This window comes from Paenibacillus sp. 05T425 (genome assembly GCF_056396205.1).
Window position 1 is genome coordinate 61,185 of sequence record NZ_JBFTLA010000013.1, and the last position, 17,085, is coordinate 78,269.

Consider the following 17,085-nt stretch of genomic DNA (forward strand, 5'->3'; position numbering starts at 1 on the left):
CAGAGAGGTAGTTTCAGATGTCTTCCAAGTCGCAAACCAACGAGCAGCAAGCCGTACCGCTGCGCACGAGGCCGCTGGCGGCCACCGTAATCTTTTTTGGCGGAATAGCCGTATTGCTGTTCTCGCTGGCACTGTCCATCTCTGTTGGCGCCGCCGATATTAATCTGTCGACGGTCTGGGATTCTATCTTCCACTTTGATGGGGAAAACGTGCAGCATCTTATTATCAAAGAGCTTCGCATGCCGCGTGCACTCGCTGGCGCACTAGTAGGTGCTGCGTTCGCCGTTGCCGGAGCAGTCATGCAAGGAATGACACGCAATCCGCTAGCAGATTCAAGCTTGGTCGGTCTTAATGCCGGCGCTGGCTTAATGCTCGCGATTTGCTTTGCGTTCATCCCAGGACTCTCCTACTTGGAAATTATGTTCATGTGTTTCGCTGGCGCGGCTGTTGCCCTAGGTATCGTATATGGCATCGGATCGATTGCCAAAGGCGGATTGACGCCGGTCAGGCTGACGCTTGCAGGCGCTGCTGTTGGCGCGTTGCTGCTTGCCATTACGGAAGGAATTGCGATCTATTATCGGATTGGTCAGGATATGGCTTTCTGGTATGCCGGGGGCGTTGCAGGCACGAAGTGGGTGCAGATCAAAATTATCGCTCCATGGATTCTCGGCGGATTGCTCGGAGCGATCGTGATTTCCCGTCAGATTACAGTGCTTAGTATGGGCGACGAGGTTGCTCAAGGACTGGGCCAACGCACGGGCTGGGTTAAAGCGTTATCGATTATTATCGTGCTGCTGCTTGCCGGAGCTGCCGTATCCGTGGTTGGGGCAGTCGGCTTCGTAGGGCTTGTCATTCCGCATATCGCGCGCATTCTCGTAGGCGTCGATTATCGATTCATTATTCCATGCTCGGCGATATTAGGCGGTCTGCTTATGGTCGTTGCCGATATTGGCGCCCGGATGATTAATCCGCCGGTTGAGACGCCAGTCGGTGCGATTATTGCGTTAATCGGTGTTCCTTACTTCTTATATCTCGTGACGAAGATGAGGAGGGAATAACGATGAACGAATTGTATATTACCGCAACAGAGAAGAACAGAAGAAGTCGAGCGATCATCGTCATGACCGTTCTCGGCATTCTCATTATTTCTTCCTTTATTATCAGTATGAACACAGGCTATATCCGATTATCGCCGCTTGATGTGCTGAAGACTGTGTTTGGCTCGGGAACGGGTAAGCAAGAGCTTATTTTGTTCGACTTCCGTCTGCCGCGGATTGTAATATCGGTATTGATCGGTGCAGGCTTCGCTGTATCGGGTGCGATTATTCAAGGCATATCGCGTAATCCGCTCTCTGATCCCGGGCTGCTCGGCATTAACGCCGGAGCGGGTCTAGCCGTTGTTCTCTATATTAGCTTCTACCCGGTCAATGAAGCGGCCCCCTTGTTCTTCATGCCATTCCTTGCGCTTGTAGGGGCTGGGGCGACAGCGCTGCTTATATACTCGCTATCATATAGAAAGCATTACGGCCTCATGCCGACTCGGATGATTCTGGTCGGTATCGCAGTTGCCGCAGGCATTAGCGCAGCAATGCTTGTGCTGACGATCAGACTTGACCCGAACGATTATCAATTCGTTTCGGTATGGCTGGCGGGCAGCATCTGGGGAACGAACTGGAAATTCGTGCTTGCGCTGCTGCCGTGGATCCTTATTTTGCTGCCGTATTCCTTCGCGAAGGCGAAGGTGCTCAATGCGCTTAATCTTGGCGACCAGCTAGCAATCGGTCTTGGAGCACGCGTGAACAGAGAGCGGCTAGGGCTTATTGCTGCTGCTGTTGGACTTGCCGGTGCGTGTGTAGCGGTTGGCGGAGGCATCGGTTTCGTTGGCTTGATCGCGCCGCATTTGGCACGTAGACTTGTAGGACCGCAGCATCAGTATGTGCTGCCGGCATCGGCACTTATCGGAGCATTGCTGCTTATTGTAGCAGATACGCTTGCGAGATGGGCTTTCCAGCCTACCGATATTCCGACGGGTATTGTTGTAGCGGTTATCGGCGCGCCATACTTCCTTTACCTGTTGGCCAAAACGCGATAAATACCTTTTTTAAAACATAAGAAAGAATAAATTCGCTGCTTAAACTGTTCTTATATTTCACGGCGATACCGCGGAGACAATCTGTCTCTGCGGTTTTTTTGTCGTGTGCCGTGTAGCCAGCCCATGGGTAGTTGCATATATTACCTAAGACATTTCAGGTGGAAGAAGGAGAGGGCAATGGCAAAAAGCAGATCAGGGAAGAGCCCGAAGGGGCGAAAGCCGCTTTTTTATGTTGATAATCCGAATACTTCCGAATTAAAGTGGCTCGATGAGGCGGGAAGGCGCAAGGAAGCAGAGAGAACCTCGCCGTTCAAGCAAGTTGTTCCAGTTGCGAACACGGACGAGGATCAGAAACATGATCAGGAACAGGATGCGGTGAAAATAGCTGCTATGGAATCACCTGTACTGGAGCTTGAAGCAGAAGAAGAAGGAACTGCTATCGAGACTGATCTCATAACGGGAATTGAAGCAAGCGCTAACGATGAAGCAGGCGAGCAATCGGAACAATTGGAGCAATTGGAAGAGTTGATTGATCAAATAAACGAAATCAGCTATGAAGATAAGCTGGAGAAGATTGAAGAGAAGAAAGGGCCAGAAGGTCCGCTGCCATTCATCTACACCGATGATTTGGCGGATCTGTCGATTACCGAAAGCAAGATTGCACCGGGCTCTATTAATAATTCCAAGATTCAAGCGGGCAGCATCGGCTCCGAGCTGCTTGCAGACTTCGCCATCAAAAACATTCATATTGCCGATGGTTCAGTCACTTCGACGAAGCTTTCTCCGGAATCGGTAACAGGTACGCATCTAGCTAACGGCTCCATCTCCGGCGCTAAGCTGCTCGACCATTCCATTGACGGCAGCAAGCTGCAGGACGGCAGCATCAGCTCTGAGAAGCTTGCCGATCGCACGATAAGCGCTTATAAGCTCGCCGATCATTCCATCGAAGCGAAGCATCTGAAAGAGCTTATTATTACGACCGAGCTTCTAGGCGATCAATCCGTTACGGCCGATAAGATCGCGAGCGGCTCCATTCAAGCAGAGAACATTGCCAATGAAGCGATTAATAATTCCAAACTTGCTGAAGGGGCGATTACAAGCTCAAAGCTTCGCGATGGCTCCGTAACAGAAGATAAGATCGCTGAGCAAGCAGTTAGTTCAGCTCATGTAAAGCATGGCAGCATACAATCCGAGCATTTGTCCGATGGTATGATCGAAGGTCGCCATATCCTTGAAGCCTCTATTCAATCGCAGCACATTGCCATAGGGACGATTGGCTCCAGAGAGCTTCAAACCGGCGCTGTCAATTCGGGGCAAATCGCCGAGTCGGCTGTCGGTCCAACCCATCTTCAAGCGGGCGGCGTAACAAGTGCTCATATCGGGATTGGCCAAATTATGAGCGAGCATCTATCCGATCAATCGGTAACGACGACCAAGCTATCCGACCAATCGGTAACGACAATGAAGATCGTCGATCAATCGATCACCTTGTCGAAGCTGTCCGATCAAAGCGTCAACGCTCAGAAGCTGTCTAATGAAGCTGTACTCAATCGCCATCTCGGGCGCTTCAGTGTTACGTCTGACAAAATAGCCGAATCGCAGGTGTTGCAATCCCATCTCGCTGCAGATTCCGTTTCTTCCAAGCAGCTTTCCGCACAGGCGATTGCGAGAAATCATCTGCAGAACGGCATCATTAATGATGAGAAGCTTGCAGCCAAATCCGTCCGCTTCGGGCATATCGATACAGCTGCCGTAGGGACGGGTCAACTCATCGACGCCTCTGTAACGACAGGAAAGCTGTTGGACCAGGCAGTAACTTCCGCCAAGCTTGCCGCCGATGCTGTAGAGACGAAGCATCTGAACGATGATTCAGTAACCTTCCAGAAGATCGCCCCTGGCTCTCTAAGAGCTTTCCATCTATCGAAGCAGGCTGTAACCGAGGAAGCGATAGCGCCGGGTTCTGTGAATGGAAGCCATTTGAAGCCAGGCGTTGTTGACGTCCCCCATCTGGCAGACAACGTCATAACAACGGATAAGCTGCAGGACGGCTCCGTTACAAGCGGCAAGCTTGCGTTCGGAGCGATAACGGAGCGTTATATCGGGCCAGGCGTCGTGCTCTCGCATCACTTGGCCGACCATATTGTGAACTCGCTTAAGCTATCGCCGGAAGCGGTAACGTCCGATAAGTTAGCTGACCTTAGCGTAACGGGAGCTAAGCTTGCGGACGGGAGCGTAACACATTCCAAGATCGCGCCTGGGACATTGTTGCCCGAACATTTCGCCGACAACTCGGTGGAAGGAAAGCATATTCAACACGGAACGATTCACGCCAGCCACCTGCAACACCGCTCGATTGCTGCGGAGCATTTGTCAATCAAGTCGATCTCGGCAGAGGCGCTGCAGGACGGTGTCGTTACGAAGTCGAAGTTGGCGCAAGGCGCCGTTCACAGCGCGCATATCGTGGAAGAAGCGGTAGCCAGCCGGCATTTGGCAGGCCAATCGGTACTCGGCATCCACTTAGGCGAGAACAGCGTTCATGGCTTTCATATGACCGATGGTTCGGTAACGACGACGAAGCTGGCGGCTGGCAGTGTTGGGGAAGCCCATCTGATGGCGCGCTCGGTCGGATCGGAAACGGTGCAAAAGGGCGCAATCGCTGCGGAGCACCTCGGACTAAACGTAGTCGCTTACGAGCATCTAACGAAATTATCCGTTGGCCCTGAGCATCTTCGCCCGCAGGCTGTTGAAGCCGAGCATTTGGCGCTCGGAAGCGTAGGCGCCGATGCCATTCAAGATGGGGCAATCGTCAGCGTGAAGCTGGCGCACRGCGCAATTGCCGGTKAGCATGTGCAGCTCGAGACGCTGGCCGGCAAACATCTGAAGGCTGATACGCTTCAAGGCTATCATATTCGTAAGGGAACGATTACAAACGCTCATCTAGCCGGAGACGTGCTCGCCTTCGACAAGATGGCTGACGATATCATTCCAGGCAGCAAGATTAAGATAGGTTCGATTGGATCGAGGCAGCTTGGGATTGACAGCATCGGCAGCGCACAGCTCATGGCAGGTTCTGTTATAAGCACGAAGCTCGCAAACGAAGCTGTTCTCGGCAGTCATATTAAATCGCAAGCAGTCGGAACGGAACAATTGGCGGATAACAGCGTAACGAGAGAGAAGCTTGCTCCAGGAAGCGTCGGAGAGGAACAATTAGCGGCAGGAAGCGTGACCGCGCATATTCTGTCGCCCGGAAGTGTCGGATCCGATCAGCTGCTGGCAGGCAGCATTGTGTCGAGCAAGCTTGCTTATGGCAGTATTCAGGCTGAGCATATCGCCGCAGGCAGCATTAGAACGGAGCAGCTTGCAAGCGAAAGCGTGACAAGAAGCAAGCTCGCTAGCGGCAGCGTCGGAACAGAGCAATTGAACGATGGCTGTGTGACAGCCGAGAAGCTGGCAGCGGGAAGCGTAGGCGAGAAGCAGCTAGCGAGTGGCGGCGTAACGCAGGAGAAGCTGTCGCTTGGCAGCGTCGGAACGGAGCAATTGAGCGAAGGCAGCGTGACGGCAGAGAAGCTGGCAGCGGGCAGTGTTGGCGAGGTGCAGCTTGCGAGCGGCGGCGTGACGCAGGAGAAGCTGGCGACAGGCAGCGTTGGAACGGAGCAGCTGTTGAACGGCAGCGTCACATCGGAGAAAATCGCTTTGTCCAGCGTTCGAGAGGAACATCTTGCTAATGGCAGCGTAACGTCAAGTAAAGTTGCCAGCAGCAGCATTGGATCGGAACAATTGGCCGAAGGCGGCGTGACGACAGGAAAGCTGGCGCTAGGCAGTGTCGGAACAGCCCAACTGGCCGAAGGCAGCGTGACGTTGAATAAGCTTGCCGCAGATAGCGTCGGGACGGAGCAATTGCTGGCAGGCAGCGTGGATTCGAGCATACTTGCCTCCGAAAGCGTAAGAGCCGAGCATATCTTGAATGGCACTATCGGAAGCGATAAGCTTGCATACGGCAGCGTGACAACGAACAAACTTGCCTCTGGCAGTGTCGGAACGGATCAATTAGGCGAAGGCAGTGTAACGAATGAGAAGCTGTCGATTGCAAGCGTCGAAACGGAGCAATTAGCGAACCGCAGCGTGACGATGGAGAAGATGGCAGCAGGCAGCGTAGGGCCAGAACAGCTCCTAGCGGGCAGCATTGTATCCAGTAAGCTGGCATACGGCAGCGTGGGAACGGAGCATTTCGTACCTTACAGCATCATCGGGGCGGAGCATATCGCGACCGGAAGCATCGGAGCGGAGCAGCTTGCCAGCGGAAGCGTGACGGCGAGCAAACTGGCATCCGGAATTGTGGGAACGGAGCATATCGTCCAAGGCAGCATCATCGGGGCTGACCATATCGCGGCTGGAAGCATCGGAGCGGAGCAGCTTGCCAGCGGAAGCGTGACGGCGAGCAAGCTGGCATACAGCAGCGTGGGAACGGAGCACATCGCGCCAGACAGCATCTTTGGATCGGAGCATATCGTTGCCGGCAGCATTGGCGAGGATCAGCTCTCGGATAACAGTGTGACGATGAGCAAGCTGGCATACGGCAGTATCGGCTCGGAGCATATCGTACCGGAAAGTATCGTTGGAACAAAGCATATTGTCGCTGGCACCATTGATTCGGATCAGCTTGCCAAATTCAGTGTGACGACGAGCAAGCTGGCATACAGCATCATCGGATCGGAGCATATCGTACCCGACAGCATCATTGGAACGGAGCATATCGTCGCCGGCAGCATAGGCGAGGACCAACTGGCAAGCGGGATTGTGACGTCGAGCAAGCTAGCCTCCGGAAGTGTCGAAACGGAGCATATCGCCCAAGGCAGCATCATTGGAACCGAGCATATCGTGCCAGGCAGCATTGGATCGGAGCAGCTCGCAAGCAGCAGCGTTGGTACGGATCAATTAAGCGAGAGCAGCGTGACGAACGAGAAACTGGCGTTTGGCAGCGTAGGGCGAGAACAATTAATGAATTACAGCGTTACGACGGAGAAGCTTGCTGCAAGCAGCGTTGGAGCCGAGCAGCTCGCGGGCGGCAGTGTCGGAACGGAACAACTAAGCGATGGCAGTGTCACGATAGAGAAGCTGGCTTCCGGCAGCGTCGGAACAGAGCAATTAACTTATCACAGCGTCACGACGGAGAAGCTAGCTCCTGGAAGCATCGGCTCGGAGCAGCTTGCGAGCGGCAGTGTGACGACGAGTAAGCTGGCGCACGGAAGTGTAGAAGCCGAGCACATCGCAGAAGGCAGCATTATCGGAACGGTGCATATCGCAAGCGGCAGTATTGGATCGGAGCAGCTGGCAAATGGGAGCGTGACGACGAGCAAGCTGGCGCAACGAAGCGTAGGAGCCGAGCATATCGCGGCGGGCGGCATCATTGGCTCTGTGCATATCGCTAAGGGAACTATTGAATCGGAGCAGCTTGCGAGCGGCAGTGTAACGACGAGCAAGCTTGCCAACGGCAGCGTTGGGACGCAGCACTTGTATATAGCCAGCGTGACGTCGGAGAAGCTGGCGCCCGGAAGCGTAGGCGCCGAGCAGATTGCGAACGGCGGTGTAACGCTGAAGAAGCTTGCACTTGGCAGCGTCGGTACAGGGCAATTGCTGTACGCCAGCGTCACGACGGATAAGATTGCGCGCGGCAGCGTGGACACCGAGCAGTTGGCGGACGGCGCTGTTACGTTCGAGAAGCTGGCAGCCGAGAGCGTCGGAACGGAACATCTGGCTCCAGGCAGCATAACAGCCGATAAGCTTGCCCCAGGACTTTTCTTGGAAAGCGGCAGTCGAACATCAGCCCTGAAGCCCGAGGATATCGCCGATCATTCCATCACAAGCCAGCACCTTCAGGCCGGTTCGGTCGGACTTTCCGCACTCAGCTTCACGCCGATTGTAACGCCGAGCAGCACGGGCATAACGAAGCAGCAATTCGGTCTTGAGCCTTACAGCTTCTCGATGCAAGAAGAGCAGATTGAAGTCACGATTACGTTCGATGAGCCTTTCGCAGACGATAATTATGTGATTGTTGCGTCAACGGATAATACGGCTTGTTATGCGATTATCCAAGCAAAGACCGAAGAGCAAGCGATGATTACGATCGTTCGTACGCGATTCAGCCGAGTACTGAAAGGCAATATCAACTGGATAGCGATTGGCAAATAATCGTAAATGAATGAGAAGAGACGGTGCAGGTCTACCTGCATCGTCTCTATTTCTATTGCGAGAAAGGAAAGGGCGAACAGGTAGTTGTACAAATGCCGTTGCAGAGCGCTTCCCCGTACATACAATAACGTGTTACCCCTATCATAACTTGACGAATTGGAGAGAGTGCCGATGAGGCGCAAGAAAGATCAGTCCCGTCGTCCAAAGCTGGGCGTGGCTAACGGCTATAAAGAAGGCTTGAAAGCGGGCTATGACAGCTACGGAAACTATTTTGACGGAACCAGTATTATCATTACCTGTCGCAATGAAGCTGAATATTTGAAGCGATGCATCGACAGTATTATGGAGCATACGGAATTGCCCTATGAAGTAATCGTTATTGATAGCGGTTCTACCGATCACACGCAACAATACTTGAAAGGGTTGGATGGCCAAGTGAGATATTGTCTTCTTGGCAACGACGCTGGTTTTGTGATGTCTGCCAATCGGGGACTGATGATGGCGAAGGGAACGACAATGCTGCTGCTTAGCAATCGGATCATTGCAACCGAATATTGGCTGGAAAATATGTTGAATTGTTTGAATAGCGACAGCTCGATCGGAATGGTCGGTCCTGTGTCGAATGGCTGGGAAGGCAATCAGCATAAGGTTCTGCGCTGCGAGAAGTTGGAAGATATGCATGAGCAAGCAAGAATCAACAATGTCATAGATGCTGGTACTAGGAAGAGGACGGAGCGGCTGTCCAAGCAATGTCTGCTGTTTAGACGTGAGCTGCTGGAGAAAACAGGTTACCTGGATGAGGCGCTTGAGCATGAAGCATTCTGCGAAGAGGATTATAGTCTGCGAGTGAGGCTGCAAGGATACACGCTCTTGTATACGGAAGAGGCCTATGTACATTTCGCGCCTATCTATTCTGATCGGACAGAGCTGGTAGAGCACTATGAAGTGACGAGCGAGGCGAGCACGTCGTCAATGCTTTATTTTATGGACAAATGGTTGAACCCAAATGAAATAATGCGCTATCGAGAAGAACTTGGGTGGACGACGAACCTCGGAGAGGCTGCTTATTACCCTTTGCAGGCCGTGGTCAAAGGAACCGGCAATCGGATCTACTGGATCGAGGATCAGAAGAAACGGCTGATTATGGGAGAGTGGGAGCGGGACGCTGTGCAGCTGTCGCAGCTCGATGTTAGACGATGGGAGTCAGGTGAAGCAATAACGGCAGAGGAGGCGGCCAAACGCCTTGATACTGTGCCGGGGGCGGCTTTGCACGGATCGGTCATACGCAGCAGTGAAGGGATACTCTATTATTTGGAAAATGGTAATAAACGAGAGGTAGCGGGTCCTGTTGCCGAGCAGTCTTGGCTCATGCATCTATATCCGATTGCCAATCTATCGGAACAGCAATTAGAGGAGCTGCCGTCTGGCTTGCCTATTATCGCTCCTTGCTCGCTCCGGCAAGCGCTGTAGCCTAAAGAAGGTTCTCCGGCTGGAAAGCAAAGAGAGGTTGTGGCACTGCCGGGATCAGCGCATATGATGTAAGCAAAGTGATTGGTTAGAGAGAGGTGACCTTTTGTGCAAAATTATATAAACGAAATGGTTGAGCATATGGCCCAGTCGAGCGCGGAACTGGCGCGCATCCTTGAGGCGGAAAAGCATGTCGCCGTTCGAATGTCGGATATCGTTCAGGTCATTCCAGATCTGAGGCCGAGCTTCGACGGCGGAGTATCGGCAATCGTGGAAAACTCGCTAGCGGTATCCCAAAATCTTGTCGCTTATTTGAACAGCATTGCGGATTTGCAAGAAACGATAGCTTCACATTTATCAATCATTATTCGAGAGCTTAAGGTAGCTGAAGAAGAATGATTAGCGGGGGTGGGGCGACTATATGAATCGTGAAGAAGCCTATTTGAAAATGGTTAGCTCAGCAGCCAGCATGCAGTGGAGCATTGCCTTCATCCTCCAGGCTAAGGCGACTGAAGCGGAGAAGCAGCAAGCTTGGGTCTTGAATCATGTCGAGAGCCGCATCTTTGACAGCCAGCAGTCGCAACTGAATCAGTCTGTCCAATATCATGAGATGGTGCTGGAGACGATCGAAGGGATTACGAAGGTAAATCAGAGTATGGTTTCCATCCTGAAGGCAGTCCTCGATAAAGAAGAGGCAAGCGAAGGCTTCGCGGGTATGGAGGGCGGCTTCGGGAACAATCCAGCGTTCGGGGATAGAAGAAGATGAGTACATTATTGACGGAACAAGCGGCCAGAGCGTCTCTCATTAGTTCGATTGCAAAAAGCCAGCATGCCTTGGCGCGAATTTTGGATAGCATAGCGAACGTTGCCGAGCAATCACCCGAAACAGCCAAGCTGCTTCGGGATAATATTCGTATGCTGACCGATATGCAAAGAGCTATGGCAGAAGCAATATTAAGGACAGAGCAAAGCAATCGGGGAAAAAGCCGCAATACCGGTAATAGCCACTCCGGCAAGACCGGGAAGTTAACGGAATCAGAGATGAACCGGAGGAAGACGCTTTGGTCTCCGCACCCTGCTAGCCGCCGTGGAGCGAAGACAGGCAGCTCTCCAAGGAAGGCAGGCAGCCGTCATGATAAGAAATAAACGCAAAGCTGCTGGCACTGGCAGAAAAACGTCGAGCCCGTCCTCCTCAGTTAAGCGGACCGGCTACGGAATGAAGGGCAGCCAACGAAAAAAGACGCTTCTACGCCGCACTACGGTGATACGGAAGCGTCTATCTAGTGATGACAAGGAGTTAACGAGCCAAAAGCACTTCTATAATGAAGGATACAATTCCGGCTTCGCGAAAGGCTTCGAGGACGGTCATTTGAAGGCTTATGATGAGAAGCAGTAGGCGAACCTACTGCATGGACCAGCGAATAAGTACGCCCGCCTGCGTTAGTCCTCCGCCGAATCCATACAGCAGCACGAGTTGGCCTGGTTTAACGAGGCCTTCTCGTACAGCGCTATCGAGCGCAAGAGGGATCGAAGCGGCTGATGTATTGCCGTAATCACCCATGCTAGTAAGCGCGCGCTCCTTAGCAATGCCAGTTCTTTCACAGATTGCATCTACAATTCGCATATTCGCGCTATGCGGCACGAACCAGTCGATGTCGTCTGGCTGCAGGCCATATTGGGTAAGCATATTCGTAATGCCTTCCGACACTTGTGTAATCGCCCACTTGTAAACTTCTTGACCGTTCTGCACCAATCGGCCGTTCTGCTGTAGCGGATGCTCGCCAATCGAAGGTGCTAGTCCGCTTAAATAGACCTGATGCCCGAGCGAGCCGTCTGTAGTGGAATACATGGCGGTAACGTTACCGCTCCCCGCGGAGTCTTTCTCCATAAGAATAGCGCCAGCACCATCGCCGAACAGAATGCACGTCGCTCTGTCTGTGTAATCCGTTACTTTAGACAATGTTTCTCCGCCGATAACCAATATTTTGCGGCACATCCCGGATAGGATGAGGCCGTTAGCAAGTTGAATCGACGAGGCGAAGCCTGCGCAAGCCGCTTGCACGTCCACCGCGCCGCAGCTGACGATACCGAACCTCGTTTGGACAAGCGAAGCGACTCCGGGAACGACGGCATTAGGTGTCGTGGTCGCCACAATAATGTAGTCTACATCATCAACACTTACAGCGTACCGGTCAATCATATCTTGAATGGCAGCAATACATAAGTCGCTCGTGAATTCATGTTCGGCCGCTATCCGACGCTCATGGATACCCGTACGCCGAACTATCCATTCATCATTCGTATCCACCAATTTCTCCAAATCACTGTTCGTCATTCTGCGTTCTGGCACATAAGAGCCAATGGCCGTTATGGCGGCATTGGACTGAATCTGATTCGGAGCATGATTCGCAGCAGCGTTGCTCATAGCTTAACCCTTCTTTCGATTTAGTATCAGGTACTAATACTTGATACTAATTTATATTACCAATGAGATTTTGTCAACGGCAAGAATAGGTGTCATCCGAACTGCTTATCCTAAAAATCGGGCCAACAGTGCTCGAAACTACAGGTTTGGAGGCGAATAAGCATGCGCAGCAAAATGGCAGCTTTGGCAGCAAGCGTTCTGCTCGGCACAATGCTGGCTGGTTGCGGTCAATATCAAGGCGATGTCGGCAACAAAAATATACGGCCTAATAGTGTTCGTTATGATGCTAACGGCAACCTTATAAAGGACAAGCGGTTCGCAAACGATCAGATGAACGAAATGAACCGGGTGAATGGCCGTAGGTTAAATAGCAATAATGTAGTCGGATCGCATAAAGTGTATCGGATGGAAATGAGCGACAAGATCGCTGACCGCATTACCTCTATGGATGCGGTCAAGTCATCCTATGTCATGCTTACGGATTCTAATGCGTACGTTGCCGTATCGCTTGATGAAAGCGAGCCTAAAGGCAACTCCAAACTGATGAGCCGTTCGAATTACGGGTATATCGGCAAGGACGGAATTAAAATGAGCAAACGAATGAGCAGTCTCTCGACCGGAGAGGATAAGCTTACTGACGAGATCAAGGATCAGATCGCTAATGAGGTCAAGCGGTTAAGTCCAACCGTAGAGCATGTGTACGTATCCGCCAATCCGGACTTTGTCGGCAGGATGAATGGCTATATGAATGATGTGAGATTGGGACATCCTATCCAAGGTTTCGTAGCCGAGTTTAGCGCGATGGTCGAGAGGATCTTTCCAGCGAAATCCGGAGACAGCAACGTACTGAACCTTAAGGGAACGAAGCCTAAAACAATCATTTACGATTAAGTTGCGCAATATGCGATGACAGCCATAAGCCGGTTGAAGGGAAGCTCTCCTTCGCCGGTTTATTTTTCAGTTGGATTGAAGTTTTTTTATTTGACCGAGCCGGCAATATCCGATAGAGTTAAACTGTATTTTCATGTAAAAAAAAGCGCTTATTTATCCCTATGAGGTGGAATATATAATGATTAGAACTCAGTCGCGTCGCGTCCTTATCGCTCTCTTTATGCTGCTTGCATTATTGCCTGTGACAACAGGTTATGCTGCGGACAATCTTCTCAAAAATGGCGGCTTCGAACAATTGACTTCACTCAAGCCTGAAGGATGGGATCAAGCTCAATATGTAACGGAAAGCGGGGTTACCGACTATGGCATTGCCGATGTAGGCGCCCAATCCGGCCAAGTTGCTGCCGTTATTGAGAACAAAGAAGAGAACCATTCCCGCTGGACGCAGCGCGTAGCTGTTGAAGCAGGGAAAACGTATAAGTTCTCGGGATATGTGAAGACAGAGGGTTTAATGCAGGACCGAACCGGTGCGCATTTCTTCGTGGACGGAGTGGCCGCCCAGTACCCAAATAAGTCGGAAACGAATGGTCAATGGGAGTACTTGGAGTTCTATGGCAAGACGGGCAAGGATCAAAAAGAGATTATATTCGGCGCAAGTCTCGGCGGGTATGGAAGCTTGAACGCCGGCAAAGCGTACTTCGATGATGTTAGCATGGAGAAGGTTGCCGCTGCTCCTAATGGAGCGCAGGTGTTCGATCTGGTTGCGACTGCCCCAGCCCAGCCTGATGATGATGCCGCGAAAGCCGAGCATCATGTATCCATTATACCGCTCTTAATCTATTCCTTATTGTTCACGCTGTTGTTCATATTTATTTACAAAACGGTATTCCGTAACGATAAGCTAGACTTGAAAGGAAATTCACCTTACATATTGCTGTCGTTGCTTCTTATCTCCGCATTTGCTTTACGGGCGGCAATTGCGGTATCGACAAGCGGCTATGGAACGGATATTGCCTTATTTATCGCTTGGGCTGACCATGCCGCGTCGCAAGGCTTATCGGGGTTTTATAATTCCGGCGTATTCGTCGATTATCCGCCAGGCTATATTTATGTCCTGTACGTGCTGGGTACACTCAAATCTTTGCTTGGCATTCAAGCTGGGACAGATGCAGCGCTGCTGTTGTTCAAGCTGCCTGCAATTCTCGCCGATCTTGGCGCTGCTTACTTTATCTTCCAGATTGCAAGAAAGAAGCTAAGCCCGGCGTTCGCGCTTGGACTAGCTGTTCTATATGCCTTCAATCCGGCAGTCATCGTAGATTCCGCTGCATGGGGGCAGGTCGATTCGATCTTTACGTTAGTTCTTGTGCTCTCGTTCTATAATCTGAGTGAAAGCAAAATCGAGCGGGCTTCTGTATGGTTCGCGATAGCGGCGCTTATCAAGCCGCAAGCGTTCATCTTCATGCCTGTACTGCTGCTGTACTTCATTCACCGCAGAGCATGGAAGCAGGTTCCGGTCAGCGCTTTCTTCGGTTTCACTACATTCGGCTTGCTCGCTGTTCCGTACTTCTGGGGCAATGGAGGCCTCAGCGCGCTTCTGGATTTGTATTCAGGCACTTTATCGTCTTATCCGTATGCTTCGCTTAATGCGTTCAATCTCTATACGCTGATCGGCGCGAACTKGAAAGCGCTAGACCAACAATGGCTGCTGCTTCCATTCAAAACATGGGGCAATCTGTTCATTATTGCTGCGGTAGCTCTTGCCGTATACTTCTCATTCAGGAAAAAGAAGGACAATGGGGAGACGTCTGATCATTCTTTCTATCTCGCGGCGCTTCTCATTACCGTTGTATTTATGCTTGTAACGAAGATGCATGAACGATACTTGTTCCCTGTATTGTTGCTGAGCCTCGTATCGTTCATGCAGTCATTCGATCGAAGAATGCTTTATTTATATTTTGGCTTCAGTCTGACCAGCTTCATTAATGTCGCTTATGTGCTCGATTTCAGCAAAGCAGGCACTTTCGTACCGATGAACGGTATCCTGATGCTTACTTCCATGGCCAATATCGGATTACTGCTATACATGCTTTATATCGGATATGATATGTATAAGAGGGGAAGAACCGTCGGTATTGTGCCGTTTACTGAAGCAGATGCGAAGGCATCTGACTATGCCGCTGTAGCCGAGTTCAAGCAACAGGCGGCAGAAGTAGGCGCTAAGACGTCGAAGCTTGCTTGGCTATCGCGGCGGGATTGGATATGGATGGGCGCCATCACCCTAATCTATGCTGTAATTGCTTTGATCAATCTAGGCTCACATCACGCCCCAGTAACCGTGTGGCAGCCGAGTTCGTCTGGACAAAGCTTCTACGTCGACCTTGGAGAGAGCAAGCAGCTCACGATGATTAACAGCTTCGGAGGCGTAGGGACCGGCAAGTACAAATACGAGTTCAGTGAAACGGCTGACGATTGGAGCAGCGCTGTAGAGGTCGAGAGCAGTCATGTGGCCGTATTCAAGTGGAATAGCCAACAGGTTGATGTTGCTGCCCGTTATGTTCGTCTAACGACTGTTAATACCGGATTCTCGATGCATGAGCTTGCCTTCTTCGAGCAAGGCAGTGAGAAGCCGCTCCCTATCGCGGCAGTCCATGCGGAAGAAGCCGTTGATGCAAAGCGCGGCAGCGTACAGCAGCTGTTCGACGAGCAAGACGAAGTGAAGGTTAAGGAAACCTTCACGAACAGCTCTTACTTCGATGAAATCTATCATGCGAGAACAGCATATGAGCATCTGGAGCATATTGTGGCTTATGAAAATACGCATCCGCCCCTGGGTAAGCTCTTGATCGCGCTCGGAATCAAGCTGTTCGGTCTTAATCCGTTCGGCTGGCGCATAGCCGGCACACTCGTGGGAATTGCAATGCTTCCGCTTATGTATTTGATCGCAAGACGTTTGCTGGGCAGAACGACCTACGCGGCGACGGCAACGATATTGCTGGCTGCTGATTTCATGCATTTTACACAGACGCGGATTGCTACGATTGACGTTTATGGCGTATTTTTCATTATGTTAATGTTTTATTTCATGCATCGCTACAATGCGCTTAGCTTCTATAAGGTTAAGCTTCAAACGACGCTGCTGCCGCTGTTCCTTGCAGGACTTTTCTTCGGAATCGGCGTAGCATCGAAGTGGATCGTCTTGTACGGAGGCATCGGGCTTGCCGTTATGCTTGCCCTGTCGTTATATGATCGGTACAGACAATATGCCGCAGCTAAGCGGCTGCTTGCGGCGAATCGGACAGAGGACTTGGATAAGGAACAATTAACGTTAATTGTGAAGGTATTCCCGAAATATACGATCGTGACACTAGCCAGCTGCATCGGTTTCTATATTGTCATTCCGTTGCTTATTTACGCTCTTAGTTATATTCCAGTGCTTAACGTGATGGACAAAGGGTATACGGTTCAAAGCTTTATTGATTATCAGAAAAATATGTTCAACTACCACAGCAACTTAGTGTCAACGCATCCGTTCTCCTCGTCGTGGTGGGAATGGCCGTTCATGAAGCGGCCAGTCTGGTATTACTCTGGAGATGATATGACGGCCGGAATGGCATCGTCCATTGCTGCGTTAGGCAATCCGCTCATATGGTGGACAGGGATCTTTGCGATGGCAGGTGCGTTCTGGCTTAGCATTAAGCGCGGCGATCGGTCGGCCTTTATGATATGGATCGCCTTCTTGGCGCAATACGTGCCGTGGATGCTCGTCACCAGGCTGACCTTCCTGTATCATTATTTTGCAATGGTGCCGTTCATCATCCTAAGCATCGTCTATATCTTCAAAGCGATCGAAGAGAAGAAGCCAAACTTCAGTCGCATCAGAGCTATATTCACTGCGGTATCTGTTGCTTTGTTTATCATGTTCTACCCGGTCTTGTCCGGAATGACCGTAAGCAGCGATTACATCAGACATTGGCTGCGTTGGTTCAGTAGTTGGGTATTCTAGATCGTTCAATGGAGGCGA

11 protein-coding genes are annotated in these 17,085 nt (G+C 51.3%); 10 read left to right on the forward strand and 1 reads right to left on the reverse strand.

Features of this window, described 5'->3' with window-relative positions:
- Positions 1-17: 17 nt before the first annotated feature.
- From AC1DF0_RS25515 to AC1DF0_RS25550, 8 genes are all read left to right on the forward strand, one after another.
- Positions 18-1,058 carry a FecCD family ABC transporter permease gene (locus tag AC1DF0_RS25515; protein ID WP_477576011.1) on the forward strand — a complete coding sequence of 347 codons (1,041 nt, stop codon included), beginning with the start codon at positions 18-20 and terminating at the stop codon, positions 1,056-1,058.
- A 2-nt stretch (positions 1,059-1,060) separates the two neighbouring features.
- Positions 1,061-2,092, forward strand: a complete 1,032-nt coding sequence (locus AC1DF0_RS25520) for a FecCD family ABC transporter permease (protein ID WP_477576013.1) — start codon at positions 1,061-1,063, stop codon at positions 2,090-2,092.
- Positions 2,093-2,269: 177 nt separating this feature from the next.
- Positions 2,270-8,281: a WIAG-tail domain gene (locus AC1DF0_RS25525; RefSeq protein ID WP_477576015.1), complete on the forward strand. Its 6,012-nt coding sequence runs from the start codon at positions 2,270-2,272 to the stop codon at positions 8,279-8,281.
- Positions 8,282-8,452: 171 nt separating this feature from the next.
- Positions 8,453-9,751 (forward strand): glycosyltransferase family 2 protein, encoded by a 1,299-nt coding sequence (locus AC1DF0_RS25530; RefSeq protein ID WP_477576017.1) that lies wholly within the window; start codon positions 8,453-8,455, stop codon positions 9,749-9,751.
- Positions 9,752-9,856: 105 nt separating this feature from the next.
- A complete protein-coding gene (locus AC1DF0_RS25535) occupies positions 9,857-10,147 on the forward strand; it encodes a nucleoside-diphosphate sugar epimerase (RefSeq protein WP_442050647.1) in 291 nt (96 codons plus the stop codon).
- Between the two features lie 22 nt (positions 10,148-10,169).
- Positions 10,170-10,514, forward strand: a complete 345-nt coding sequence (locus AC1DF0_RS25540) for an alpha-helical endospore appendage domain-containing protein (protein ID WP_442050648.1) — start codon at positions 10,170-10,172, stop codon at positions 10,512-10,514.
- Positions 10,511-10,894 carry a hypothetical protein gene (locus tag AC1DF0_RS25545; RefSeq protein ID WP_442050649.1) on the forward strand — a complete coding sequence of 128 codons (384 nt, stop codon included), beginning with the start codon at positions 10,511-10,513 and terminating at the stop codon, positions 10,892-10,894. The genes AC1DF0_RS25540 and AC1DF0_RS25545 overlap by 4 nt, the downstream gene beginning before the upstream one ends.
- Positions 10,881-11,144, forward strand: a complete 264-nt coding sequence (locus AC1DF0_RS25550) for a hypothetical protein (RefSeq protein ID WP_442050650.1) — start codon at positions 10,881-10,883, stop codon at positions 11,142-11,144. Before AC1DF0_RS25545 ends, AC1DF0_RS25550 begins: the two co-directional genes overlap by 14 nt.
- 6 nt (positions 11,145-11,150) lie before the next feature.
- Here the strand turns inward: AC1DF0_RS25550 and AC1DF0_RS25555 are convergent, their stop codons facing one another.
- On the reverse strand, positions 11,151-12,173 hold the full coding sequence (locus tag AC1DF0_RS25555) for a beta-ketoacyl-ACP synthase 3 (RefSeq protein WP_477576020.1): 1,023 nt from the start codon (positions 12,171-12,173) through the stop codon (positions 11,151-11,153).
- A 162-nt stretch (positions 12,174-12,335) separates the two neighbouring features.
- Here AC1DF0_RS25555 and AC1DF0_RS25560 point away from each other — a divergent pair, with 162 nt between their 5' ends.
- Together AC1DF0_RS25560 and AC1DF0_RS25565 are read left to right on the forward strand one after the other, a co-directional pair.
- Positions 12,336-13,064 carry a YhcN/YlaJ family sporulation lipoprotein gene (locus tag AC1DF0_RS25560; RefSeq protein WP_442052942.1) on the forward strand — a complete coding sequence of 243 codons (729 nt, stop codon included), beginning with the start codon at positions 12,336-12,338 and terminating at the stop codon, positions 13,062-13,064.
- Between the two features lie 178 nt (positions 13,065-13,242).
- Positions 13,243-17,067 carry a glycosyltransferase family 39 protein gene (locus tag AC1DF0_RS25565; protein ID WP_477576023.1) on the forward strand — a complete coding sequence of 1,275 codons (3,825 nt, stop codon included), beginning with the start codon at positions 13,243-13,245 and terminating at the stop codon, positions 17,065-17,067.
- Positions 17,068-17,085: the final 18 nt, after the last annotated feature.

What these genes read in the sequence shown, in the direction of transcription:
- AC1DF0_RS25520 (WP_477576013.1), top strand. Translation starts at nt 1,061, where the DNA reads ATGAACGAATTGTATATTACCGCAACAGAGAAGAACAGAAGAAGTCGA.
- AC1DF0_RS25530 (WP_477576017.1), top strand. Translation starts at nt 8,453, where the DNA reads ATGAGGCGCAAGAAAGATCAGTCCCGTCGTCCAAAGCTGGGCGTGGCT.
- AC1DF0_RS25545 (WP_442050649.1), top strand. Translation starts at nt 10,511, where the DNA reads ATGAGTACATTATTGACGGAACAAGCGGCCAGAGCGTCTCTCATTAGT.
- AC1DF0_RS25550 (WP_442050650.1), top strand. Translation starts at nt 10,881, where the DNA reads ATGATAAGAAATAAACGCAAAGCTGCTGGCACTGGCAGAAAAACGTCG.
- AC1DF0_RS25515 (WP_477576011.1), top strand. Translation starts at nt 18, where the DNA reads ATGTCTTCCAAGTCGCAAACCAACGAGCAGCAAGCCGTACCGCTGCGC.
- AC1DF0_RS25540 (WP_442050648.1), top strand. Translation starts at nt 10,170, where the DNA reads ATGAATCGTGAAGAAGCCTATTTGAAAATGGTTAGCTCAGCAGCCAGC.
- AC1DF0_RS25555 (WP_477576020.1), bottom strand. Translation starts at nt 12,173, where the DNA reads ATGAGCAACGCTGCTGCGAATCATGCTCCGAATCAGATTCAGTCCAAT.
- AC1DF0_RS25560 (WP_442052942.1), top strand. Translation starts at nt 12,336, where the DNA reads ATGCGCAGCAAAATGGCAGCTTTGGCAGCAAGCGTTCTGCTCGGCACA.